Raw genomic sequence first — 24,195 nt, 5'->3', positions numbered from 1 at the left:
TCCAGTTCGTGCTGTCCCAGACCACGCCTGGAGCGTCAATGCGTTCGAGAATGAAAAAACAGTTGCCTGGCCGATTGGCAACCTGAGGAGTAAGCACTAGAGTATGCGCGCGCAAAACGGGCTGGAGTCGTTCGCACATCGCTGTCGCGTTTATTACGAGGACACCGATGCTGGCGGCATCGTCTACTACGTCAATTACCTCAAGTTTATGGAACGGGCTCGAACCGAACGGCTGCGGGAACTGGGTTTTGCCCAATCCGCGCTGGCAGGGGAGGACCTGTTATTCGTCGTGCATTCCAGCGAAGCGCGCTACCACGCGCCGGCGCGACTGGACGACGAACTGGTGGTAAGTGCCGATGTCATCGAATTGAACCGTGTCAGCCTGCGTTTCAAGCAGCAGGTCAGGCGGGCTACGGATAACGTGCTGCTCTGTGAAGGGCAGTTTTTGGTGGCCTGTGTGCGCACCCATAGTTTGAAACCCCGGGCCATTCCCGAAGCTCTACGTGCGGCCTTTGCCGGCGTGAGCGGCGCGGGTACACACTCAGAGCAGGAGATAAAGCGTGGAAGCTAACGTCGTCGACCATACCTCCATGTGGAGCTTGGTCAGCAATGCCAGCGTCGTGGTGCAGTTGGTAATGCTGATCCTGGTAGCCGCATCGGTGACCTCATGGATCATGATTTTTCAGCGCAGCAACATGCTGCGCGCCGGTCGCCGTGCCCTGGAGAGCTTCGAAGAGCGCTTCTGGTCCGGCATCGACCTGTCCAAGCTCTATCGTCAGGCCGGGAGCAACCCGGACCCGGATTCGGGCGTGGAGCAGATCTTCCGTGCCGGCTTCAAGGAATTCTCCCGTCTGCGCCAGCAGCCAGGCGTTGACCCGGAAGCGGTGATGGAAGGCGTGGCTCGTGCCATGCGCGTGGCCATCTCCCGCGAGGAAGAAAAACTCGAACAAGGCCTGTCGTTCCTCGCCACCGTTGGTTCGGTCAGCCCGTACATCGGTCTGTTCGGCACCGTGTGGGGGATCATGAACTCCTTCCGTGGCCTGGCCTCTGCCCAGCAAGCGACCCTGGCCACCGTGGCCCCGGGTATTGCCGAGGCACTGGTCGCCACCGCCATCGGCCTGTTCGCGGCCATTCCGGCCGTGATCGCCTACAACCGCTTCGCTGCCCGTAGCGAAGCGCTGACCAGCCGTTACTACACCTTCGCCGATGAATTCCAGGCGATCCTGCACCGCAAAGTGCACACCAGCGAAGAATAAGCAGGTATTTCCCCATGGCTTTAATCGCTCGAGCCCGAAACAAGCGCAAGCCGGTTGCCGAGATGAACGTGGTGCCCTACATCGACGTGATGTTGGTGCTGCTGGTCATCTTCATGGTGACCGCGCCGATGCTCAATCAGGGCGTGAAGGTCGATCTGCCCAAGGTTTCCAGCGAAGCCTTGCCGCAGGACAACAACACCCAGGTACTGACCATTTCGATCAAGGCTGACAAGACCTACTACTGGAACCTTGGCAGCGAAGTCGACACCGAGAAGCAGCAGGACCGGGCCATGACCTTGCCGCAGATGACCGATGCGGTGACCAAGATCATTCGTGTCGGCAACGACGCCGGCAAGCGCACGCAGGTCTTCATTCGCGGTGACAAGACCGTCGACTACGGTGCCGTGATGGGCGCCATGGGTGGCCTGCAGAAAGCCGGGGTCGGTAATGTTGGCTTGATCACTGAGGCGCCCTGATGCAGCAACAGCGAGAGCCGTCCGCCTCGGAAAGCTACTTCTGGCCTAGTGTCCTGGCAATCGGTCTGCACGTACTGGTGTTCGGCATGCTGTTCGTCAGTTTTGCCATGACCCCTGAGCTGCCGCCGGCCAAGCCGATCGTGCAGGCGACGTTGTACCAGCTCAAGTCGAAAAGCCAGGCGACCACCCAGACCAACCAGAAGCTTGCCGGTGAGGCGAAGAAATCCGCCGCGCGCCAGACTGAAGTCGAGCAGATGGAGCAGAAGAAGGTCGAGCAGGAAGCGATAAAGGCCGCGGAACAAAAGAAAGAGGAAGCGGCTCAAAAGGCCGAGGAAGCCAAGAAGGCCGATGAGGCGAAGAAAGCTGACGAGGCGAAAAAGGCTGACGAAGCCAAGAAAGCCGACGAAGCGAAGAAAACCGCCGAGGCCAAAAAGGCAGAAGAGAAACAATTGGCTGATATAGCCAAGAAGAAGGCCGAAGAAGAAGCCAAGAAAGCCGCTGAAGAAGAGGCCAAGAAAGCGGCCGCTGAAGAAGCGAAGAAAAAGATCGTCGAGGACGCGAAGAAGAAAGCGGCCGAAGACGCCAAGAAGAAAGCTGAAGCTGAAGAGGCGAAAAAGAAAGTCGCCGAAGACGCGAAGAAGAAAGCCGCCGCCGACGCCGCCAAGAAAAAGGCCCAGGACGCAGCGCGTAAATCCGCCGAAGACAAAAAGGCCCAGGCCTTGGCAGATCTGCTTTCCGACACGCCGGAGCGCCAGCAGGCATTGGCTGATGAGCAGGGCGATGAAGTCGCCGGCAGCTACGATGATTTGATTCGCGCACGAGCGGCAGAAGGCTGGGCTCGTCCCCCTTCGGCGCGCAAAGGCATGACGGTAGTATTGCAAATCGGCATGTTGCCCGACGGTACGGTTACCTCGGTCAGCGTCGCCAAGTCCAGTGGTGACGGTCCGTTCGACGCTTCGGCGGTCGCAGCGGTCAAGAACATTGGGCGATTGACGGAAATGCAAGGAATGAAACCGAGCGACTTTGCTCCCTATCGTTCATTCAAGATGACATTCACACCTGAGGATCTAGCCTTGTGAGAAACCTTCTTCGATCAATGCTGGTCGTTATCTGCTGCCTGGCAGGGATAGCGGTAGCAGAGGAAAAGAACATCCTGGTCACCAGCGGCAGCGACCGGGCGACCCCGATCGCCGTCGTACCGTTCGGCTGGCAGGGCGGTAGCGTCCTGCCGGACGACATGGCGGAAATCATCGGCAACGACCTGCGCAACTCGGGTTACTACGCGCCGATTCCGAAGCAGAACATGATCAGCCTGCCGACCCAGGCCAGCGAAGTCATCTACCGTGACTGGAAGGCCCTGGGCGCCCAGTACATCATGGTCGGCAGTATCGTTCCGGCTGGCGGTCGCCTGCAGGTGCAGTACGCCCTGTTCAACGTCGCCACCGAGCAGCAAGTGCTGACCGGCAGCGTGTCGGGCAGCGTCGATCAGTTGCGCGACATGTCGCACTACATCGCCGACCAGTCGTTCGAGAAACTCACCGGCATCAAGGGCGCGTTCTCTACCCGCATGCTCTACGTGACGGCCGAGCGCTTCTCCGAAAACAACACCCGCTACACCCTGCAGCGCTCCGACTATGACGGTGCCCGTGCAGTGACCTTGCTGCAATCGCGCGAGCCAATCCTGTCGCCGCGCTTCGCCCCCGATGGCAAGCGCATCGCCTATGTCTCGTTCGAGCAGAAGCGTCCGCGCATTTTCGTGCAGCACATCGACACCGGTCGTCGTGAGCAGATCACCAACTTCGAAGGCCTGAACGGCGCGCCAGCCTGGTCGCCGGACGGTTCGCGCCTGGCGTTCGTGCTGTCCAAGGACGGTAACCCGGACATCTATGTGATGAACCTGGCTTCGCGTTCGATCTCCCGCGTCACCAATGGCCCGGGCATCAACACCGAACCGTTCTGGGGCAAGGATGGCTCGACCATCTACTTCACCTCCGACCGTGGCGGCAAGCCACAGATCTACAAGACCAGTGCTGGTGGTGGCGGTGCCGAACGCGTGACGTTCGTCGGTAACTACAACGCCAACCCTAAACTGTCGGCGGACGAAAAGACCCTGGTAATGATCCATCGCCAGGATGGTTTCACTAATTTCAAGGTGGCGGCCCAGGATTTGCAGCGCGGTAGCGTAAAAATCCTCACTGATAGCACTCTGGACGAGTCACCCACTGTTGCGCCCAACGGCACCATGGTAATCTACGCCACCCGCCAGCAGGGCCGGGGAGTCTTGATGCTCGTGTCCATTAATGGACGCGTGAGGCTCCCGCTTCCTACCGCTCAAGGCGAAGTCAGAGAACCGTCCTGGTCCCCTTACCTGAACTGACGCGGCGCTATACGTTTTACTTAACACACTGGGGTTCATTAGGAGTTTCACGATGGAAATGCTGAAGTTTGGTAAATTTGCTGCGCTGGCTCTGGCCATGGCTGTAGCTGTAGGTTGCTCGTCCAAAGGCGGCGACAATGCCGGTGAAGGCGCTGTTGATCCAAACGCTGGTTACGGCGCTAACACCGGTGCAGTTGACGGCTCCCTGAGCGAAGAAGCTGCTCTGCGCGCAATCACCACCTTCTACTTCGAATACGACAGCTCGGACCTGAAGCCAGAAGCCATGCGCGCTCTGGACGTTCACGCCAAAGACCTGAAGTCGAACGGCGCTCGCGTTGTTCTGGAAGGCAACACCGACGAACGTGGTACTCGTGAGTACAACATGGCACTGGGCGAGCGTCGTGCGAAAGCCGTTCAACGCTACCTGGTACTGCAAGGTGTTTCCCCAGCTCAGCTGGAACTGGTTTCCTACGGCGAAGAGCGTCCAGTTGCTACCGGCAACGACGAGCAGTCCTGGGCTCAAAACCGTCGCGTCGAACTGCGTAAGTAATTCGTCATGCGAACGTGCCGTCGTGCTGTAACTGTTCTGGCTCTCAGCCTCGCGCCGCTTGCGGCGTGGGCTGCGGTTCCTGTGGTCGATAACGATGCCGGCTATAACAATAGCGGGAGCAGCTATCCGCCTGCAGGTTACGGTACGAACGGCGCCTATGCCGGGGGAGGGGTTTCGGCCCCTGTCTCGGCACAGGGCGAGCTGTTCAACCAGCTCCAGCAAATGCAGGATCAGCTTTCGCGCCAGCAAGGCGTGATCGAAGTTCTGCAGAATGATATTTCGCGCATGAAGCAGGAAAACCTGGAGCGATACCAGGATCTTGATCGGCGCATAGGAACCGGCGTTGCACCTGCACCTGCCGCGACTCCTGAGAATTCTCCTGCCGGTGGCGACTTGAACGCCCCCGGTGCAGCCGCAGGCGCGGGGGCAACTGCTCCTGCAGCACCTGCCGCCGGTGGCGAGCCGGCTGATCCGGCGAAGGAAAAGCTCTATTACGATGCTGCCTTCGACCTGATCAAGGCCAAGGATTTCGACAAGGCCAGCCAGGCCTTTGCCGCCTTCCTGCGCAAATACCCAAACAGCCAGTACGCGGGCAATGCCCAATACTGGCTGGGTGAAGTGAACCTGGCCAAAGGCGACCTGCAAGGTGCCGGCCAGGCATTCGCCAAGGTTTCGCAACTGTATCCCAAGCACGCCAAGGTGCCGGATTCGCTGTACAAGCTGGCTGATGTAGAGCGCCGCCTCGGTCACACCGACAAGGTAAAAGGCATTCTGCAGCAGGTGGTGGCCCAATATCCGGGTACATCCGCCGCCCAGTTGGCCCAGCGTGATCTGCAACGCATGTAAGTCGGCTTGACCTGTTTTGAAGAAACCCGCGCCTGTCGCGGGTTTTTTCGTTAGAATTCACGCCCTTTTTTATGAAACACGCTTTTTGGGATCTGCGCGTTGGCGGGGTTCCTTGAAGTGCCTGACGGAGGCGGACAGCCTGTTTAGCTGTTACGCCCGTGGCGACTATGCAAGACACATTGAGAATCACCGAAGTTTTTTACTCGTTGCAGGGTGAAACGCGGACGGCTGGGCTGCCCACAGTATTTGTGCGTCTCACCGGTTGCCCGTTGCGCTGCCAATACTGCGACAGTGCCTACGCGTTCAGCGGCGGCACCTTGCGAACCCTCGACGATATCCTTGAGCAAGTGGCCAGTTATCGTCCGCGTTATGTCTGCGTCACGGGTGGTGAGCCATTGGCGCAACCCAATGCCATCCCCTTGCTCAAGCAGTTGTGCGATGCCGGTTACGAGGTTTCCCTGGAAACCAGCGGCGCCCTGGATATCTCGGCCGTCGACCCGCGCGTCAGTCGCGTCGTGGACCTGAAGACTCCAGGCTCCAAGGAAGCGCACCGCAACCGTTACGAGAATATCGAGTTGCTGACCCCCAACGATCAGGTCAAGTTCGTGATCTGTTCGCGGGAAGATTACGACTGGGCCGTGTCCAAGCTGATCCAGTACGGGCTCGACCAGCGGGCCGGCGAAGTGTTGTTGTCGCCGAGCCATCACGATTTGAGCGCCCGGGACCTGGCGGACTGGGTGGTGGCGGATAACCTGCCGGTGCGCCTGCAACTGCAGCTGCATAAATATCTTTGGAACGACGAGCCGGGGCGCTGATATGACTGAACATTCGAACATTGCCGAAAAACGTGCGGTCATCCTGTTGTCCGGCGGCCTGGATTCGGCCACCGTCGTGGCCATGGCCCGTGCCGAGGGGTACCGCTGCTACACCATGAGTTTCGATTATGGCCAGCGCCACCGCGCTGAACTGCACGCTGCCGAGCGAGTGGCCCGGGACCTGGGCGTGGTGGAACACAAAGTGATCGGCCTGAACCTCAATGGCATTGGTGGCTCGGCCTTGACCGACAGTTCCATCGACGTGCCGGAGGCGCCTAGCGAAGGCATCCCGGTGACCTATGTGCCGGCGCGTAACACCGTATTCCTGTCCTTGGCATTGGGCTGGGCCGAAGTGCTGGGCGCTCGGGACATTTTCATCGGCGTCAATGCCGTGGATTACTCCGGTTACCCGGATTGCCGCCCGGAGTTCGTCGAAGCCTTCGAGCGCATGGCGAACCTGGCGACCAAGGCCGGTGTAGAAGGGCAGGGTTTCCGCATCCTGGCGCCGTTGCAGAATCTCAGCAAGGCCGACATCGTCAAGGCCGGTGTGAAGCTTGGCGTGGACTACGGGCTCACTGTTTCCTGCTATCAGGCCGACGATCAGGGCCGTGCTTGCGGCAAATGCGACAGCTGCCGCCTGCGCGCAGAAGGCTTCGCTGCGGCGGGTGTGAGCGATCCAACCCGTTATTTTTGATTTATTTCAAATTAGGTGTTGAATAGTCCTTAGAAATCAGTATTATACGCGCCACCACACAGCGGGTCGTTAGCTCAGTTGGTAGAGCAGTTGGCTTTTAACCAATTGGTCGTAGGTTCGAATCCCACACGACCCACCATTTTTTGCAGTTTTAAAAGTCTGGAAGGCCCACGAAAGTGAGGATTTCCGGATTTTTTTTTGCCTGCGAGAAAGTGGCCGGACAAGTCCCGAATCTGACTGGTGTGGCGCCAGTCCTTGGGAGATTACGCCATTAACCTGGAAAAGCCGGCCTCAACTCCTAGACTGTTGAAGCCCGCTCCTTGTTCAAGCGCAGCGTGCACCTCGTTATAAAACGCGAGAGGTTCGATCAAGGAGGATTCGACATGAAGCTGCGAATTACCCAGTTTGCTCCATTCGATCAGGGCAAGGATATCAAGGCTGATATCAAGGGCGGATGGTGTGCCGGGGTAACCGCCACGGTCGGCATTGCCGTCGGCTCCTATGATGTGGAAGGGCAACCCGATTTTGGGCATTGGGTCGAGCATGTCGCTTTTGTAAAAGCCAAGGCGGCGTTGCTGAAGATCAATTCCAACCTCAACACGGCCGAAACGCTGCAGGCCGTCCTGGGCCGATACCAGCAAACCCGTGACGTCTGCGGTGACCTGCATAAGTCCAAGTTTGAAGCGCGAGGCTGTAAAGTCCTCCTGAGCTTGTCTGGATGGTTTCCAGTGCTGGGTTATGCGTCCTACTTGAAAAACTCCAAATGGCTGACCAACCATATTGGCTACATCATCCGAGGCGGGGACAAGCTGGTGTTGTTCGACCCCAATTACGGTATCGGTTTATTCACCATTGAAGATGCGCTGCCGCTGAACCTGAACGAGCTGACCAAGGCGATCGGCATCCTTGCCTGGAAGAGTGGCCTTGCCAGTTACCTGCTGTCCTACACGGCGGCGACTTCCGTTGTTGACGAAGATCCCTTGCAACTGCGCTTCTCGACCGATACCGAGGAGAAAATCCGAGCCTTGGAAGAGTACAGCAGTCGTTTTTTCACCGGGACAAAGTAGTAGCGTTAGCGGATATGTCGCCCATAACCCTTTGGGTCAAACCGCAATACCATCACCATCATCAACACCATGACCGCCGTGAGCGACCACCAGGCCCACTCAAAACTCCCCAATTGGTCGCGGATCATCCCGGCAATCAATGGCGAGAGGCCGGCGATGAGATAGCCGACACCCTGCACGAACGCGGTAAGGCCGCCGGCCCGGCGTGGGTTGTCCAGGTGGTCGAGGGAGACGATCAGGCTCATGGGGAATAGGCCGCCGATACCCAGCCCCAGCAGGCAGGCCCAGAGCAGGCTGAAGCGTTCCGGGCTGAGGATCAGGCCGCAGAAGCCGCCGATGATCAGGGCCAGCAGGACGGCCAGGACCAGGCGTTTATCCCGGCTGCGGTTGGCAATCGCCGGAGTGACCAGGCCGGATAACACTTCCATTGCCGTGAGGAACCCCAGCAACAGGCCAGCGTGCTGTTCGCTCCAGCCCTTTTCCACGTAGTACGGTGCCAGCCAGGCCAGCACGCAGGTGTAGGAGGCGGTGCCCAGGCCAAAGAAAATCGCCAGGAGCCAGGCCCGGGCGTTGCTGGAAAACGCTTCGTGATGCCGGGACGCTCCGTCGGGCAAGGGCGTGATGTTCGAGCGCTGGGCATACCAGCAGCCCAGGGCGACCAGTGCCAACAATGCCCAGATTGCCAGGCCGACGCGCCAACTGCCCGTCTGGGTCAGGACAAAGGGTGAAAACGATGCGGCAATCGCCGCCCCACCCATGATGGAGGTGACGTACAAGCCCATGAACAGCGAGACGTTGTCGGCGAAGCGCGACTTGATCAGTGCCGGCATCACAGCCTGGATCAAGGCGATCCCGAGCCCGGCCACGATCGCACTGGTGATCAACCCGGCGGCGCTGTCCAGATACAAGCGCGAGGCCGTGGCGATGCCAATGATCAACAGCGATAGCACGATGGTGCGGTGTTCACCGATGCGCAGGGCGATGCGCATGCCCAAGAACATCGCCAGGCCCATCGCCATGACGGGCAACATGGTCAGCAGCGAGGCGGTACTGAAACTCAAGGGCACCTCGCCGCGAATATCTGACAACAACGGCCCGACCGCTGCCATCGAGGGCCGCAGGTTCAGCGCCACCAAGACGATGCTGACCATCAGCCAGATGGCGTGGGTGCTTGAGGTTCGAATATTTTCCATGGAGCCGCCTTTGCTGGGCAAAGGGGCATTTAGGCTGGCTCCGGACGTTGTGGGCAAATTGAAAATTGGACAGAGGTATTTAAAAATTCGATAGCGCTACGGAGCTTGTCCGAGAGCCCAATGCCCATCCCTTGTGGGAGCGAGCTTGCTCGCGATGGCGGCAATACCTGCACATCAGTACGAGCTGACCCACCGCTATCGCGAGCAAGCTCGCTCCCACAGAGGGGAAGGTTTAATCCGGCATCGGGCTCAGTGTCCCCAGCCATGCCACCAACCCAAGGATGGCCACCGCCACAGCGAACTCCAGGACCATGCTGCGCCGCAGGGCTGTCACCGCGACCCTGTGCTCGCCGGTGTGTCGGGCCTGCTCCAGCAATGGGCTCAGGTGAAAGCGGTTCAGCGCGGCGAACACCAGCATGGCCGCGAACAAGACGAGTTTGAGCGCCAGCAACTGACCATAGGTGCTGTCCAGTAGTCCTTCGACGCTTGGGCCGACGATGAACAGATAATTGACCACCCCTGTCACGGTGATGAGCACCACGATCACCGCCCCGGCGGTTTCAAACCCGATCAATGTCCGAGCCAGTACCGCCAACTGCGGTTCGGCCTGGCGAAGCAGCAGGGCAAACGCGGCCAAGGCCCCGACCCAGCCACCCGCTGCCCAGAGGTGCAGGAAGTCGGTGATGAAGTGCCAGTTGCGGCGTGCGCCTTCGTCCATGGCGCCGTGTCCTGCCCAGGCCAGCGTCGCCAAGGCCACGGCCCCGCCCAGCATGACCAGGCCCAGGCTGGCAGTCGGCCAACGTTTATTGAGCGTCACGGCGACAACGGCCACCAGCAGCGCCGCCATCCGCAGTGTCCAACTCGAGCCGACGTCGGTCTCCAACACCATCATTTCAATGTGCGGCCACAGCTCGGCCCAGTCCGCAACGCCGCTCATGGCCCAGGCCATGCACGCCATGGCGGCGAGGGAGAGCAACCCGCCCAGCACCGCCGTGGTCACTAGCAGTGGCGTGAAAGGCAGTTGCGCGCCTGACACCCGTTCCTGGCCTCGCAGGCTATAGAGCCCGAACGCGGCCAGGCCGAACAACAACATCAAATCCAGGTACAGGGCAAAGCGCAGCGCAATGTTGATCGAGTCGCTCATCAACTCACTTCACCTTGAACGTGACGTTACCGGTGATCGGGTGAGTGTCGGACGACACCGCGCGCCATTGGACCTGATAGGTGCCGGCGGTGAGGGGACCATTCGGGACAATGACCATGGTTTTCGGGTCATCGCTGCCGGAGACCTTGGCTGGCATGGGCATGGGCGAATGCGCCGCCATGCCGGGCATCTCGGTCATCATCAGCTTGGCACCGGAAAACTTGGTCATCAGGTTTTCGGAAAAATGCAGCTCGATCTTTGCCGGTGCCGCACCTTCGGCGCCTTCGGCAGGGGTAGAGGACAGCAGTTTCGGGTGGGCCTGGGCCAGGCCACTGACCAACAGGCCGGTGGACAAGGCGACAGCAACAACAGCGGTTTTGATGAATGACATGCAAGGACTCCTACAGCTTGGTTTTTTAGTTTTGAGTGAAACAGGTCAGTGGCTCAGAACCACATGCGCACGCCCAACACCAGGCGGGTTTCGCTGCGGTCTTCGCCTTCTTCACGGGCGTAGTCGGCGGTGTTGCCGTAGACCCGATTCCAGGTGACGCCAATGTAGGGTGCGAATTCGCGGCGTATTTCATAACGCAACCGTACGCCGAGTTCGGTGTCCGACAGCCCTGAGCCGACGCCGCGGGCAGGATCGTTCTTGCCATAGAAGTTGACCTCGGCGGTGGGCTGCAGGATCAACCGATTGGTCAGCAAGATGTCGTAGTCGCCTTCCAGCCGCGCCGCGCTCTGGCCACCTTCGCCGATGAACGCGGTGGCCTCGGCTTCGAAGTTGTACAGCGCCATGCCTTGCACGCCGAAGGCGGCCCAGGTTTGTGGATCGCCCGGCTTGAAGTCCTGGCGTACGCCGGCCACCACGTCCCACCAAGGACTGATGGCGTGGCCCCACAGGGCCTGAAGTTCCGCCTCTTCGGTCTTGCCGTTGAGGCGTTCACCTTCGGAGCGCAGCCACAAACGGTCGATGTCGCCACCGATCCAGCCGGAGGCATCCCAGCTCAGGGCGCTGCCGTCATCGGCGTCTTGCCACTCCAGCTGGTCGATGAGGAAAAACGAATTGATGGCGCTGTCATGCATCGCGTGTCCGCCATGATCCTCGTAGACGGCGGCGCGGTCGGCGGCGGTCAGTTCCGGGATCGGCGTGCGACTGGTGGTCGGCGCTGATTGCATGGGTTCCATGCCCTGCATCGAGTCCATGCCTTGCATCGAGTCCATGCCTTGCATCTGGCTATGGTCCATCCCGGGCATCTGGCTGTGATCCATGCCTTGCATGTCGTTGCCCGCCGCCCAGGCCGAGGTGGTGGCGCCGAGGGTCAGGCTGGCAATGAGTGCCATGGGGTAGTGAAAAACAGTGGTCATGGTCGGCTCCTCATTCCTGCACCCGAACTTCACGGAACATCCCCATCTCCATGTGAAACAGCAGATGACAGTGGTACGCCCAGCGCCCGAGGGCATCGGCGGTGACGCGGTAGCTGCGCTTGGCACCCGGTGGCACGTCGATGGTGTGCTTGCGCACCATGAACTGGCCGCTCTCGTCCTCCAGGTCGCTCCACATGCCGTGCAGGTGGATGGGGTGGGTCATCATGGTGTCGTTGATCAGCACGATGCGCAGTCGCTCGCCGTACTTGAGCAGCAGCGGCGCGGCGTCGGAAAATTTCACGCCGTTGAACGACCAGGCGAATTTTTCCATGTGCCCGGTCAGGTGCAGCTCGATCGTACGGCCCGGCTCGCGGCCGTCGGGGTCGGGGAAGGTGCTGCGCAGGTCTGAGTAGGTGAGCACTTTGCGGCCGTTGTTACGCAGCCCCATGCCCGGGTCGTCGAGCTTGGGCTTGACGGTCATGGCCTGCATGTCCACCAGGGGGTTGTCTTTCTCGGTGTCGGGATGCGACAGCATGCCGTCCATGCCCTGCATGGCACCGTGATCCATCCCGGCCATGTCGCCCATGCCCTGCATCTGGCTATGATCCATACCTTGCATCTGGCTGTCGTCCATCCCGGCCATGCCCTGCATCGAGCCGTGGTCCATGCCACTCATCTGCCCCATGTCGCCCATGCTGCCGTGGTCCATGCCACCCATGCCCATGTCGTCCATGGTCACCAATGGCCGCGGGTCCAGGGGCGGCACCGGTGCCGACAACCCGGCCCTGGCCGCGAGGGTGCCGCGGGCATAGCCGGTGCGGTCCATGGACTGGGCGAACAGGGTGTAGGCCTCCTGGGTTGGTTCGACAATGACGTCATAGGTTTCGGCCACGGCGATCCGGAACTCATCGACGCTCACCGGTTTGACGTATTGGCCGTCGGACGCCACCACCGTCATCTTCAAGCCGGGAATACGCACGTCGAAATAGCTCATGGCCGAGCCGTTGATAAAGCGCAGGCGAAGACGTTCGCCAGGCTTGAACAGGCCGGTCCAGTTCATGTCCGGCGCCTGGCCGTTCATGAGGTAGGTGTAGGTGGCGCCACTGACATCGGCCAGGTCAGTGGGATTCATCTTCATCTCGGCCCACATCTTGCGGTCGGCCACGGTGCTGGCCCAGCCGTTCTTGCCCACATCGTCAATGAAGTCGCCGACGGTGCGTTTGTTGTAGTTGTAGTAGTCCGACTGTTTCTTGAGCTTGCGAAGGATGTTGCCGGGGTCCTCATCGGTCCAGTCGGTGAGCATCACCACATAGTCCCGTTCGTACTGGAAGGGCTCCGGTTCCCGGGCGTCGATCACCAGCGGGCCGTAGACCCCGGATTGTTCCTGGAAGCCGGAATGGCTGTGGTACCAGTAGGTGCCGTTTTGCCGGACCTTGAACTGATACACGTACATGCCGTCGGGTTCGATGCCCTTGAAACTCAACCCCGGAACGCCGTCCATGTTGGCTGGCAGCAGGATGCCGTGCCAGTGGATGGACGTGGTGTCCTTCAAGCGATTGCGCACCCGCAGGGTCACGGTGTCGCCTTCACGCCAGCGCAGCAGCGGGCCGGGGATGCCTCCGTTGATGGTCTGGGCGGTGCGTGGCTTGCCGGTGAAATTGACCGGGCTTTCGCCGATGAACAGATCGAACTCGGTGCCGCTCAGGACGTTGGGCTGGCCCGGGCCGGTGACCGCCCAGACAGGCGCGCGCCACAAGCCCAGGCCGCCGAGGATGCCGCCGGCAGTCAGGCCCTTTACGAAGGTTCGCCGGGAAGTTTTTGTTTGCATACGATGGAAGTCCGTCAGTCGATTCGCAGCGAACACGGGGGCAATCCCCCGGTGTCGCTTTGAAAAGAAGATGACATAAGCCGGCCGGGCAGGTGATTACATTTCGGTCAGCTTGCTCTTGCTGGGGCGCGCGTCCGGTTCCAGGGTCGGGCACAGGTCAGAATGATCTTTTGCATCGACGGGATATTCTGTAGCCTTGCCGGCTTCACGCTGTCCCGTGCCTGATTGATACCCACTTTCCCGGCGGTACCCGAGTGGTCCGGAGCCGGGTGTATACTCGACTTTCGCGCTAAACGCGCTTGCAGGTCTTGCGAACATGACGCAAATTTCCGAACGCCTTCTGGTCCAGGCCCACCTCGACGCCAAGCAGCCCAAGCCGCTGACCGCCGAGCAAGAGGCCTGGTACCGCGCCGCCATCGCCGCCGAGCTCAAGGCTCAGGACGCGGTGCTGGTCGCGCACTTCTACTGCGACCCGATCATCCAGGCCCTGGCCGAAGAGACCGGTGGTTGCGTGTCCGACTCCTTGGAAATGGCCCGCTTCGGCAATGCCCACCCGGCCAAGACCGTGGTGGTAGCGGGGGTCAAGTTCATGGGCGAGACCGCCAAGATCCTCAACCCCGAAAAACGTGTGTTGATGCCCACCCTGGAAGCCACCTGCTCCCTGGACCTGGGCTGCCCGGTGGACGAATTCTCAGCGTTCTGCGACCAGCATCCGGAGCGCACCGTGGTGGTGTATGCCAACACTTCGGCGGCAGTGAAGGCCCGGGCCGACTGGGTGGTGACGTCCAGTTGCGCGCTGGAAATCGTCGAGAGCCTGATGGACAACGGCGAGACGATCATCTGGGGCCCGGACAAGCACCTGGGCACTTACATCCAGCGCAAGACCGGCGCCGACATGCTGCTCTGGGACGGTGCCTGCATCGTCCACGAAGAGTTCAAGTCCAAGCAGTTGGAGGACATGAAGGCGCTGTACCCGGACGCCGCGATCCTGGTGCACCCGGAGTCGCCGACGTCGGTGATCGAACTGGCGGATGCCGTGGGCTCCACCAGCCAATTGATCGCCGCGGCCCAGACCCTGCCGAACAAGACGCTGATCGTCGCCACCGACCGGGGCATTTTCTACAAGATGCAGCAGCTGTGCCCGGACAAGGTCTTCATCGAAGCCCCTACCGCCGGCAACGGCGCGGCGTGCCGCAGTTGTGCACACTGCCCTTGGATGGCGATGAATACCCTGGAGCGCACGCTCAAGAGCTTGCAGGAGGGCGCCAACGAGATCTTCGTCGACCCGGCGCTGATCCCCCAGGCGATTCGCCCGCTCAAGCGCATGCTGGACTTCACTCAGGCGGCGCGGATGAAGCTGGCGGGCAATGCCTGATTGAAGGCGAGAGGCTTGATCGTTCCCACGCTCTGCGTGGGAATGTAGCCAGGGACGCTCCGCGTCCCAAAAAGCCGAACGCGGAGCGTCCGCAGAGGCGTTCCCACGCAGAGCGTGGGAACGATCAAGGATGAACGAAGTTATTTGGTCTTCTTGGGAATCCGCACCAACTGCGTATCCGAGTAGATGTCATGCCAACTGCGCTTGCGCTTGTCGAACAGCGCCCAGATGAAGCCCAGCCCCACCAGCAGCAATGACGCAATCGCTACCACGAACCGCAACAGCGCCTGCCACAGGCTGATGGCAGTGCCATCGGCGTTCTGTACACGGATGCACCACACCTGCATGCCCAGCGTCTGGCCGTTGTGGGTCCAGAACTTGGCGAAGAAGCCGAACAGCACGAACAGCAGTACGGTGGACAGCAGCGGGTCACCGTCCAGTGCGCCGGCTTCGGTCAGGGCGCGCATTTTTTCTTCGCCGATGATCGCCATCTGGATCATCTTGTAGGCACCGCTGGTGACGATCAGCAGCGCCGTGCACAGCAAGAAGTCATAAAACATCGCTGCCAGGCGACGGCCCAGGCCGGCGGGAGGAAAGTCGCCCTGGGGAGTGAGCAGGTGTTTCGACATGACGGCCTCAGTTGAAAAAGAAGCCATTTTACGGATTTACGCCCATAAAAAAGCCCCTGATATCAATCAGGGGCTTTTTTAGTGTGCGAAAGCCTTAGGCTTCTGCTTGAACCTCGTCAGCCTGCATGCCTTTCTGGCCTTGCACAGCAACGAAAGTGACTTTCTGGCCTTCTTTCAGGCTCTTGAAGCCGTTGCCCTGGATGGCGCGGAAATGCACGAACAGGTCCGGACCGCTTTCAGGCGTGATAAAACCAAAACCCTTCTCGTCGTTGAACCACTTGACGGTACCGCTCTGACGTTGAGACATTTTCTTATTTCCTTTGACGCTAAAATTGATGACAGCCTCTTTCGCATGAAAGAGTACTGGGCTGGGTTGCAGGAAAGTAAGAGACGTCGAACGGGATGTAGCGAACTTCATAAGCTACTGCCCAGGTCACGATTCCAAGCGACCCATGCAAACACAGTGACCAAACTCTACGCCAACTACGAATGAAAAAACAACCCCCCGGGGAAGCCCGTATTTACTCAGCTCGCAGGCATTTACATACATCGCCGGGCGGGGCTTATTCGATAGGCTAGTTCAATTGTTAACGACCGTTATAAGCGCCATTGAATGTCTAAGGATATGCACCTTTTTATGGCGGTTGCGTTACACATTAGTGCACGTATAACGCAATCGCGTTACTTATAGAAACAGTCAATCAACCGCGGTAGTAGCGTTGTGGGACGAATGGCATTTTGCTTACAAGTAAAGGCACCTTTTTCCCACGCACGATGGCCCAGACTGGCGTATCCAGCGCGACATAGGCGCTGTCCAGGTAACCCATCGCCAACGGACCGCCCAGGGTCGGGCCGAAACCGCCGCTGCACACCGTCCCGATAATCTCGCCCGCTTCGTTGACGATCTCTGCGCCTTCGCGCACCGGTGTGCGTTCCTGGGGCAGCAGGCCGACGCGTTTGCGCTTCACGCCGCCCTGTTGTTGGGCGAACACGGTTTCAGCGCCGGGGAAACCGCCAGCGCGAGCGCCGTCGGCACGACGTACTTTGGAAATCGCCCACAACAGGCTGGCTTCGATCGGCGTGGTCTCGGTGTTCATGTCGTGGCCATAGAGGCACAGGCCGGCTTCCAGGCGCAGGGAGTCACGGGCACCGAGGCCGATGGCCGCGACTTCCGGCTCGGCCAGCAGGGCGCGGGCCAGTTTTTCCGCATCGGCGGCGGGTACCGAGATTTCGAAACCGTCTTCACCGGTGTAGCCCGAACGGCTGACAAAGCAGTCCACGCCCAGCAGCGTGACGCGCTGGAACTGCATGAAGGTCATCTTCGCCACGTCCGGCGCCAGGCGTGCGAGCACGGTGACGGCAGCCGGGCCTTGCAGGGCGAGCAGGGCACGGGCTTCGAACAGCGGCTCGATGCTGCACTGCGCACCAATGTGGGCCCGCAGGTGAGCCAGGTCCTGGTCCTTGCAAGCCGCGTTGACCACCAGGAACAGTTCGTCATTGCCCAGGTTGGCGACCATCAGGTCGTCGAGGATGCCGCCGTTCTCGTTGGTGAACATGGCGTAGCGCTGCATGCCCACCGGCAGGTCGATGATGTCCACCGGCACCAGGGTTTCCAGGGCCTTGGCGGCGCCTGCGCCGGTCAGGCGGATCTGGCCCATGTGGGACACGTCGAACAGCCCGGCCTGATCACGGGTGTGCTGGTGTTCCTTCATCACCCCCAGAGGGTACTGCACCGGCATGTCGTAGCCGGCGAACGGCACCATGCGGGCACCGAGTTCGAGGTGCAGCGCGTGCAGCGGGGTCTTCAGCAGTTGTTCGGTGGACATATCAGCTCCTGGAAAAAATGTGGAAGTGAGGCAAGCGCATCAGCATTCGATGATGTTGACCGCCAGACCGCCGCGGGCGGTCTCCTTGTATTTGCTTTTCATGTCGGCGCCGGTCTGGCGCATGGTGCGGATGACTTTGTCGAGGGAGACGAAGTGATGCCCGTCGCCGCGCATGGCCATGCGTACCGCGTTGATGGCCTTCACCGAGCCCATGGCGTTGCGTTCGATGCACGGCACCTGCACCAGGCCGCCGATCGGGTCACAGGTCAGGCCGAGGTTGTGTTCCATGCCGATCTCGGCGGCGTTTTCCACTTGCTGCACGCTGCCGCCGAGCACTTCGCAGAGGGCGCCGGCGGCCATGGAACAGGCCACGCCCACTTCACCCTGGCAACCGACTTCAGCGCCGGAGATGGAGGCGTTTTCCTTGTACAGGATGCCGATGGCGGCGGCGGTCAGCAGGAAACGCACCACGCCATCCTCGCTGGCCCCGGGGATAAAGCGCATGTAGTAATGCAGCACGGCCGGGATGATCCCCGCCGCCCCGTTGGTGGGCGCGGTGACGACGCGCCCGCCATAGGCGTTTTCTTCGTTGACCGCCAAGGCATACAGGTTGACCCAGTCCAGTACTGACAGTGGGTCGCGCAGTGCGGCTTCCGGGTTCTTGCACAGCTGGCGGTGCAACGCCGCGGCCCGGCGCTTGACCTTCAGCCCGCCTGGCAGAATCCCTTCGTTGCGACAGCCGGCGGCCACGCAATCCTGCATCACCTGCCAGATTTTCAGCAGGCCGGCACGGGTCTCGGCTTCGGGGCGCCAGGCGCTTTCGTTGGTCAGCATTACCTGGCTGATGGACAGGCCATAGGTGCTGCAATGACCCAGCAGGTCCTTGGCACTCTTGAACGGGAAGGTCAGGGGCGTGGCATCTTCGACGATGCGGTCGGCGCCGGCCGCGTCTTCATCGACGACAAAGCCGCCGCCGACCGAGTAGTACTCGCGGCTGCGCACTTGCAGCCCGGCGGCATCAAAGGCGCGGAAGATCATGCCGTTGGGGTGGAAGGCCAGCGGCTTGCGGATCATCGCCAGGTGCAGCTTTTCATTGAATTCGATGGAGTGTTCGCCGAGCAGGTTCAGGCGACCGCTGCTGCGGATCGCTTGCAGGCGGGCGTCGACGGTTTCGGTGTCCACGGTGTCGGGATGCTCGCCTTCCAGGCCCAGCAGCACGGCCTTGTCGCTGCCGTGGCCCTTGCCCGTGGCGCCGAGCGAGCCGTAGAGCTCGACCTTGACGCTGGTGGTGCAATTGAGCAAGTCATCGCGACGCAGCCCCTCGGCGAAACGGGCAGCGGCACGCATCGGGCCGACGGTATGGGAGCTGGAAGGGCCGATACCGATCTTGAACAGGTCGAACACGCTTAACGACATGGTGTTTCTCCGGTTTCTTTTTATGAGGATCGACGGTGGTTTAAGGTCTGACATGGATCCTTGTGGGAGCGAGCCTGCTCGCGATAGCGGAGTGTCAGGCAACATCTCTATTGGCTGTTACGCCGCTATCGCGAGCAGGCTCGCTCCCACAGGGGATTCGGAGGGCTGGTAGATCGCCCTCCGTTCAGGTCAAGCGTAGCTTTCGATCGACGGGCAGGCGCAGACCAGGTTGCGGTCGCCGAACACGTTGTCGACCCGGCCCACGGGCGGCCAGTACTTGCCTTCGATCAACGACGCCACCGGGTACACCGCCTGTTCGCGGCTGTAAGGGTGGGTCCACTCACCGACGATTTCCGCCGCGGTGTGCGGGGCGTTTTTCAGTGGGTTGTCGTCTTTGTCCAGGCTGCCGTTTTCCACCGCGCGAATTTCTTCGCGGATGCAGATCATGGCGTCGCAGAAGCGGTCCAGTTCTTCCTTGGATTCGCTTTCGGTCGGCTCGATCATCAACGTGCCGGCCACCGGGAACGACATGGTCGGCGCGTGGAAACCGAAGTCGATCAGGCGCTTGGCCACGTCATCGACGCTGATGCCGCTGCTGTCCTTGAGTGGACGCAGGTCGAGGATGCATTCATGGGCCACCAGACCGTTACTGCCGGAGTAGAGCACCGGGTAGTGCTCTTCCAGGCGACGGGCGATGTAGTTGGCGTTGAGGATCGCCAGTTGCGAGGCGCGCTTGAGGCCGGCGCCGCCCATCATGCGGATATACATCCAGGTGATCGGCAGGATGCTCGCGCTGCCGAATGGCGCCGCGCACACCGCGCCTTCCTTGCGTTCCATGTTGGCGTGGCCCGGCAGGAACGGTGCCAGGTGCGACTTGACGCCAATCGGGCCGACGCCCGGGCCGCCACCGCCGTGGGGAATGCAGAAGGTCTTGTGCAGGTTCAGGTGCGACACGTCGCCGCCGAACTTGCCTGGGGCGCAGAGGCCGACCATGGCGTTCATGTTGGCGCCGTCGATGTACACCTGGCCGCCGTTGTCATGAATGATGCCGCAGATTTCGCGGATGCCTTCTTCGAACACACCGTGAGTGGACGGGTAGGTGATCATCAATGCGGCGAGGTGTTCGCGGTGCTCGATGGCCTTGGCCCGCAGGTCTTCGATGTCGACGTTGCCGCGGGCATCGCAGGCGGTCACGACCACGCGCATGCCGGCCATGTGGGCGGTGGCCGGGTTGGTGCCGTGGGCCGAGGACGGGATCAGGCAAATGTCGCGACGGTCTTCGCCACGGCTCTGGTGATAGGCACGGATCGCCAGCAGGCCAGCGTATTCGCCCTGGGAACCGGCGTTGGGTTGCAGCGACACTGCGTCATAGCCGGTGGCGGCGCAGAGCATGGCCTCCAGCTCGTCGGTCAGTTGCTGGTAGCCAGCGCTCTGCTCGGCCGGGGCGAATGGGTGCAGGGCGCCGAACTCGGCCCAGGTCACCGGGATCATTTCGCTGGCGGCGTTGAGTTTCATGGTGCAGGAACCCAGCGGGATCATGGTGCGATCCAGGGCCAGGTCCTTGTCGGCGAGCTTGCGCAGGTAGCGCATCAGCTCGGTTTCGGAGTGGTAGCGGTTGAACACTGGGTGGCTGAGGATCGCCGATTGGCGCACCAGCTCGGCCGGGATACGGCTTTGCACGCTGGCGGCCAGTGCCGCGAAGTCCGGCAGTGCCTTGCCGTCGGCCAACAGCTTCCACAGTGCTTCAACGTCAGCCTGGCTGGTGGTCTCGTCCAGGGACAGGCCCAGGCGTTCAGCGTCCACCACACGCAGGTTGATGCGCTGTGCGCGGGCCTTGTCGTGCAGGGCAGCGGTTTGCGCGCCGGTGCGCAAGGTCAGGGTGTCGAAGAAGCTCTCTTGCTCGACGCTCAGCCCTAGCGCGCCCAGGCCCTTGGCGAGGATCGCGGTCAGGTGATGGATGCGATTGGCAATTTGCACCAGGCCCTTGGGACCGTGGTACACGGCGTACATGCTGGCGATGTTGGCCAGCAGTACCTGGGCGGTGCAGATGTTGCTCGTGGCTTTCTCGCGGCGGATGTGTTGCTCGCGGGTCTGCATCGCCAGGCGCAGGGCCGGCTTGCCGAAACGGTCCACGGAAACGCCAACCAGACGGCCCGGCATGTCGCGCTTGAAGGCGTCCTTGGTGGAGAAATACGCCGCGTGCGGGCCGCCGAAGCCCAGCGGCACACCGAAGCGCTGGGCGCTGCCGATGGCTACGTCGGCGCCGAATTCACCTGGCGGGGTCAACAGGGTCAGGGCCAGCAGGTCCGCGGCCACGGCCACCAGGGCATTGGCGGCGTGGAAGCGTTCGGTCAGTTCGCGGTAGTCGAACAGGTCACCGTTGCTGGCCGGGTATTGCAGCAGCGCGCCGAAGAAGCCGCTGACGTCGCTCAGTTCGCGCTCATCGCCGACCACCACGTCGATGCCCAGGGGCTCGGCGCGGGTGCGCAGTACGTCGAGGGTTTGCGGGTGGCTGTGTATGGAGGCGAAGAACGCGTTGCTGCCCTTGTTCTTGCTCAGGCGCTTGCAGAAGGTCATGGCTTCGGCGGCGGCGGTGGCTTCGTCGAGCAAGGAGGCGTTGGCGATCGGCAGGCCGGTAAGGTCGCTGATCAAGGTCTGGAAGTTCAACAGCGCTTCGAGACGGCCCTGGGAAATTTCTGGCTGGTACGGGGTGTAGGCGGTGTACCAGGCCGGGTTTTCCAGCAGATTGCGCAGGATCGGTGACGGCGTATGGCAGTTGTAGTAGCCCTGGCCGATGTAGGTCTTGAACAGTTGGTTCTTGGCGGCGATGGCCTTGATCGAGGCCAGTGCATCGGCTTCGCTCTGGCCGTCGCCCATGTCCAGCACGCTGGTGCCCTTGATGCTTTCCGGGATGACGCTGGCGCTCAGGGCTTCAAGGGAGTCGTAGCCCAGGCGCTCGAGCATGGCTTGCTCGTCGCTGGCACGCGGGCCGATGTGGCGGGCGATGAATTCGTTGGCAGTGCCGAGATTAACGGTCATGTGGCGCTCCTCAGGCTTCGGCGTTGGCTTTGATCAGGCGGTCGTAAGCGTCCTGATCCAGCAGTTGGCCAACGGCAGCGGCGTTGACTGGCTTGAAACGGAAAAACCAGCCATCGCCCAGGGGATCTTCGTTGACCAGTTCCGGATTGCTTTCCAGGGCCGGGTTCACTTCGAGCACTTCACCGTCCAGTGGCATGTAGACACCGCTGGCCGCTTTCACCGATTCCACGGTGGAGGCTTCGGCACCCTTGTCATAGCTTTGCAGTTCCGGTAACTGAACATAGACCACATCGCCCAAGGCGTTCTGGGCAAACGCAGTAATACCGACAGTAACGCTGCCGTCGGCTTCGGTGCGCAGCCATTCGTGATCTTCAGTGAAACGCAACTCGCTCATGGAAACTCCTGGGGCCAGATTCGTCTGGTGGACGCGAAGAAGGCGCGGGGCTTGGCCCGGCCGAATGCTAATACCCATAGCAAGAATGCGGCCAATATTAATAAGTGCTTATATATCAACCACTTGACTGGTTTTTTCGAAGCTTGGCTCGACTTCGCTGTAGCGAAATCGCTACAGCTGGGAGGCTGGATAAAATCGTTGTGGGATCAAAGCCTTGCGCAGCGCTGCTTAGCGATGAGTGTAGCGATATCGTTCCACTGTAGCGCTTTCAGTACAGGTGGAGGTCGTTTTTGACGCGATTTCGACCACAACACAGAACCCTTGTGGGAGCGAGCTTATGGTTTCCCGGAAATCCCGTATTTACGCAACCGATGGGCAATCGCGGTGTGGGAAGTTTGCAGGCGGTTGGCGAGCTGGCGGGTGGAGGGGTAGTTGACGTAGAGGCTTTCGAGCAGGTGCTTCTCGAAGCTTTCCACGGCCTGTTCCAGGCTTTCGACTTCCACATCGCCCTGACGCGCCACGGAGGTGCCGGCGATGTCCAGGTCGCCGATATCCACCAGGCTGCTTTCGCAAATGGCGGCGGCGCGGAAGATCACGTTCTGCAATTGCCGCACGTTGCCCGGCCAGCGGTTGCCCAGCAGGGCCGGGTAAGTGCCGGGGGCCAGGCGGCAGACCGGGCGCTGGATCTGCGCGCAGGCCTGCTGCATGAAGTAACGCGCCAGCAGCAGGATGTCCTGGCCGCGTTCCCGCAGCGGCGGGACTTCGACATTGAGCACGTTCAGGCGATAGAACAGATCTTCGCGGAACGAGCCCTCGCTGACCATTTTCTCCAGGTTGCGGTGGGTGGCGCTGAGGATCCGCACGTTGACCTTGATCTCCCGGTCGCCGCCCACCCGGCGGAAGCTGCCATCGTTCAGGAAGCGCAGCAGCTTGGCTTGCAGGTACGGCGACATTTCGCCGATTTCATCGAGAAATACCGTGCCCTGGTTCGCCAGCTCCATCAGCCCTGGCTTGCCGCCCCGTTGCGCCCCGGTGAAGGCGCCGGGGGCATAGCCGAACAGTTCGCTTTCCGCCAGATTCTCCGGCAATGCCGCGCAGTTCAGGGCCAGGAACGGTGCGCCATGACGGGTGCTGATGGCATGGCAAGCCCGGGCCACCAGTTCCTTGCCGGTGCCGGTTTCGCCCTGGATCAGCAGCGGTGCATCCAGCGCCGCGACCCGCTGGGCCCGGGCTTTGAGGGTGCGGATCGCCGGGGATTCGCCCAGCAGCGCGTCGAAACCTTCGGCGTGATCGTGATGCAGGGCCGACAGGCGCTCGCCGATGCGGTTCGGTTGATACAGCGTCAGCAGCGCGCCGGCGTCGGTGATGGGTGTGGCGTCCAGCAGCAAGGTCTGGCCGTTGAGGGTGATTTCCCGCAGCGGCAAGCGAAAACCGTTCTCCAGCAAGGCGTCCAGCAAGGCCTCGTCACCGAACAGCTCGGCCACGCTTTCCCCGGCCGGTTCACGACCGTACAGGGCAATCAGCGCCGGATTGGCCAGCAACACCTTGCCGGCACTGTCCAGGGCCAGTACCGGGTCGGTCATGGCCGCGAGCAACGCATCGAGCTGCAAGTGCCGACGCTGGCCCGGCAGGATGTCCACCACGGTGACCGCCTGCACGCCGCGCACGCTGAACAGCGCCTCGCGCAACTCGTCGAGCACTTGCGGGCTGAGGGTCGGGGCATCGATGTAGACGTTGGGCGGCACCATCTCCACCGCATCCAGATTGAGATTGCGCCCACCGAGCAAGGCCAGGACTTCCTGGGTGATGCCGACGCGGTCGATAAAACTGACGTGGATACGCATGGGGCGATGGATTCTGGAACTCGGAGGGCCGCAAGTATGCCTTGGGGCGGGCTAATGGTGA

General features: G+C 61.2%; 23 protein-coding genes and 1 tRNA gene. 12 read left to right on the top strand and 12 right to left on the bottom strand.

Going from position 1 to position 24,195, the window contains the following annotated elements; translation table 11 throughout:
• The first annotated feature begins 103 nt into the window (after nt 1-103).
• From ybgC to KI235_RS23690, 11 genes are all read left to right on the top strand, one after another.
• On the top strand, nt 104-571 hold the full coding sequence (gene ybgC, locus KI235_RS23740; RefSeq protein ID WP_003205037.1) for a tol-pal system-associated acyl-CoA thioesterase: 468 nt from the start codon (nt 104-106) through the stop codon (nt 569-571).
• Nucleotides 561-1,256 carry a protein TolQ gene (gene tolQ, locus KI235_RS23735; protein ID WP_003205035.1) on the top strand — a complete coding sequence of 232 codons (696 nt, stop codon included), beginning with the start codon at nt 561-563 and terminating at the stop codon, nt 1,254-1,256. Before ybgC ends, tolQ begins: the two co-directional genes overlap by 11 nt.
• Nucleotides 1,257-1,279: 23 nt before the next feature.
• Nucleotides 1,280-1,732 (top strand): protein TolR, encoded by a 453-nt coding sequence (gene tolR / locus KI235_RS23730; RefSeq protein WP_161796096.1) that lies wholly within the window; start codon nt 1,280-1,282, stop codon nt 1,730-1,732.
• Nucleotides 1,732-2,811 carry a cell envelope integrity protein TolA gene (gene tolA / locus KI235_RS23725; protein ID WP_003205033.1) on the top strand — a complete coding sequence of 360 codons (1,080 nt, stop codon included), beginning with the start codon at nt 1,732-1,734 and terminating at the stop codon, nt 2,809-2,811. Before tolR ends, tolA begins: the two co-directional genes overlap by 1 nt.
• A gap of 17 nt (nt 2,812-2,828) precedes the next feature.
• Nucleotides 2,829-4,109: a Tol-Pal system beta propeller repeat protein TolB gene (gene tolB / locus KI235_RS23720; protein ID WP_167331297.1), complete on the top strand. Its 1,281-nt coding sequence runs from the start codon at nt 2,829-2,831 to the stop codon at nt 4,107-4,109.
• A gap of 52 nt (nt 4,110-4,161) precedes the next feature.
• A complete protein-coding gene (gene pal, locus KI235_RS23715; RefSeq protein WP_003205029.1) occupies nt 4,162-4,659 on the top strand; it encodes a peptidoglycan-associated lipoprotein Pal in 498 nt (165 codons plus the stop codon).
• Between the two features lie 6 nt (nt 4,660-4,665).
• Nucleotides 4,666-5,505, top strand: a complete 840-nt coding sequence (gene ybgF, locus KI235_RS23710; protein ID WP_003205027.1) for a tol-pal system protein YbgF — start codon at nt 4,666-4,668, stop codon at nt 5,503-5,505.
• 167 nt (nt 5,506-5,672) lie between these two features.
• A complete protein-coding gene (gene queE, locus KI235_RS23705) occupies nt 5,673-6,320 on the top strand; it encodes a 7-carboxy-7-deazaguanine synthase QueE (RefSeq protein ID WP_003205025.1) in 648 nt (215 codons plus the stop codon).
• Between the two features lie 19 nt (nt 6,321-6,339).
• Nucleotides 6,340-7,014, top strand: coding sequence for a 7-cyano-7-deazaguanine synthase QueC (gene queC, locus KI235_RS23700; RefSeq protein WP_161796660.1), 675 nt, complete (start codon nt 6,340-6,342; stop codon nt 7,012-7,014).
• A 63-nt stretch (nt 7,015-7,077) separates the two neighbouring features.
• Nucleotides 7,078-7,153: transfer RNA gene (locus tag KI235_RS23695), tRNA-Lys, on the top strand.
• A 244-nt stretch (nt 7,154-7,397) separates the two neighbouring features.
• Entirely contained in the window at nt 7,398-8,081 is a 684-nt protein-coding gene (locus tag KI235_RS23690) for a hypothetical protein (protein WP_003205022.1), read from the top strand.
• A 5-nt stretch (nt 8,082-8,086) separates the two neighbouring features.
• On the opposite strand, the gene KI235_RS23685 is transcribed toward KI235_RS23690, so the two are convergent.
• From KI235_RS23685 to KI235_RS23665, 5 genes are all read right to left on the bottom strand, one after another.
• Nucleotides 8,087-9,274: a cyanate transporter gene (locus KI235_RS23685; protein WP_212795329.1), complete on the bottom strand. Its 1,188-nt coding sequence runs from the start codon at nt 9,272-9,274 to the stop codon at nt 8,087-8,089.
• Nucleotides 9,275-9,506: 232 nt separating this feature from the next.
• Nucleotides 9,507-10,418, bottom strand: coding sequence for a copper homeostasis membrane protein CopD (gene copD, locus KI235_RS23680; RefSeq protein WP_003205019.1), 912 nt, complete (start codon nt 10,416-10,418; stop codon nt 9,507-9,509).
• 4 nt (nt 10,419-10,422) lie between these two features.
• Nucleotides 10,423-10,809, bottom strand: a complete 387-nt coding sequence (gene copC, locus KI235_RS23675) for a copper homeostasis periplasmic binding protein CopC (protein ID WP_003205017.1) — start codon at nt 10,807-10,809, stop codon at nt 10,423-10,425.
• Nucleotides 10,810-10,862: 53 nt separating this feature from the next.
• Nucleotides 10,863-11,783, bottom strand: coding sequence for a copper resistance protein B (locus KI235_RS23670; protein ID WP_013694110.1), 921 nt, complete (start codon nt 11,781-11,783; stop codon nt 10,863-10,865).
• Between the two features lie 10 nt (nt 11,784-11,793).
• Nucleotides 11,794-13,611, bottom strand: a complete 1,818-nt coding sequence (locus KI235_RS23665) for a copper resistance system multicopper oxidase (RefSeq protein WP_027911867.1) — start codon at nt 13,609-13,611, stop codon at nt 11,794-11,796.
• A 316-nt stretch (nt 13,612-13,927) separates the two neighbouring features.
• On the opposite strand from KI235_RS23665, the gene nadA reads away from it, so the two are divergent.
• Nucleotides 13,928-14,986 (top strand): quinolinate synthase NadA, encoded by a 1,059-nt coding sequence (gene nadA / locus KI235_RS23660; RefSeq protein WP_003205010.1) that lies wholly within the window; start codon nt 13,928-13,930, stop codon nt 14,984-14,986.
• Between the two features lie 140 nt (nt 14,987-15,126).
• Here the strand turns inward: nadA and KI235_RS23655 are convergent, their stop codons facing one another.
• The 7 genes from KI235_RS23655 to KI235_RS23625 form a co-directional block, all read right to left on the bottom strand.
• Complete coding sequence (locus KI235_RS23655; RefSeq protein ID WP_003205008.1) at nt 15,127-15,615, bottom strand: RDD family protein; 489 nt, start codon at nt 15,613-15,615, stop codon at nt 15,127-15,129.
• 94 nt (nt 15,616-15,709) lie between these two features.
• Nucleotides 15,710-15,922 carry a cold shock domain-containing protein gene (locus KI235_RS23650; protein WP_003175786.1) on the bottom strand — a complete coding sequence of 71 codons (213 nt, stop codon included), beginning with the start codon at nt 15,920-15,922 and terminating at the stop codon, nt 15,710-15,712.
• A gap of 394 nt (nt 15,923-16,316) precedes the next feature.
• On the bottom strand, nt 16,317-17,441 hold the full coding sequence (gene gcvT, locus KI235_RS23645; RefSeq protein ID WP_013694108.1) for a glycine cleavage system aminomethyltransferase GcvT: 1,125 nt from the start codon (nt 17,439-17,441) through the stop codon (nt 16,317-16,319).
• 39 nt (nt 17,442-17,480) lie between these two features.
• Nucleotides 17,481-18,857, bottom strand: coding sequence for an L-serine ammonia-lyase (locus tag KI235_RS23640; protein ID WP_003205004.1), 1,377 nt, complete (start codon nt 18,855-18,857; stop codon nt 17,481-17,483).
• A gap of 189 nt (nt 18,858-19,046) precedes the next feature.
• Nucleotides 19,047-21,896: an aminomethyl-transferring glycine dehydrogenase gene (gcvP, locus tag KI235_RS23635; RefSeq protein ID WP_003205002.1), complete on the bottom strand. Its 2,850-nt coding sequence runs from the start codon at nt 21,894-21,896 to the stop codon at nt 19,047-19,049.
• A gap of 10 nt (nt 21,897-21,906) precedes the next feature.
• On the bottom strand, nt 21,907-22,290 hold the full coding sequence (gene gcvH / locus KI235_RS23630; RefSeq protein ID WP_003205000.1) for a glycine cleavage system protein GcvH: 384 nt from the start codon (nt 22,288-22,290) through the stop codon (nt 21,907-21,909).
• A 335-nt stretch (nt 22,291-22,625) separates the two neighbouring features.
• Nucleotides 22,626-24,134, bottom strand: coding sequence for a sigma-54-dependent transcriptional regulator (locus KI235_RS23625; RefSeq protein ID WP_003204998.1), 1,509 nt, complete (start codon nt 24,132-24,134; stop codon nt 22,626-22,628).
• Nucleotides 24,135-24,195 lie beyond the last annotated feature (61 nt).

Source organism: Pseudomonas sp. St386, assembly GCF_018325865.1.
Taxonomy (GTDB): domain Bacteria; phylum Pseudomonadota; class Gammaproteobacteria; order Pseudomonadales; family Pseudomonadaceae; genus Aquipseudomonas; species Aquipseudomonas brassicacearum.
The sequence above is the reverse complement of the archived record's forward strand: the minus strand, read 5'-3'. Positions and strand labels throughout refer to the sequence as shown.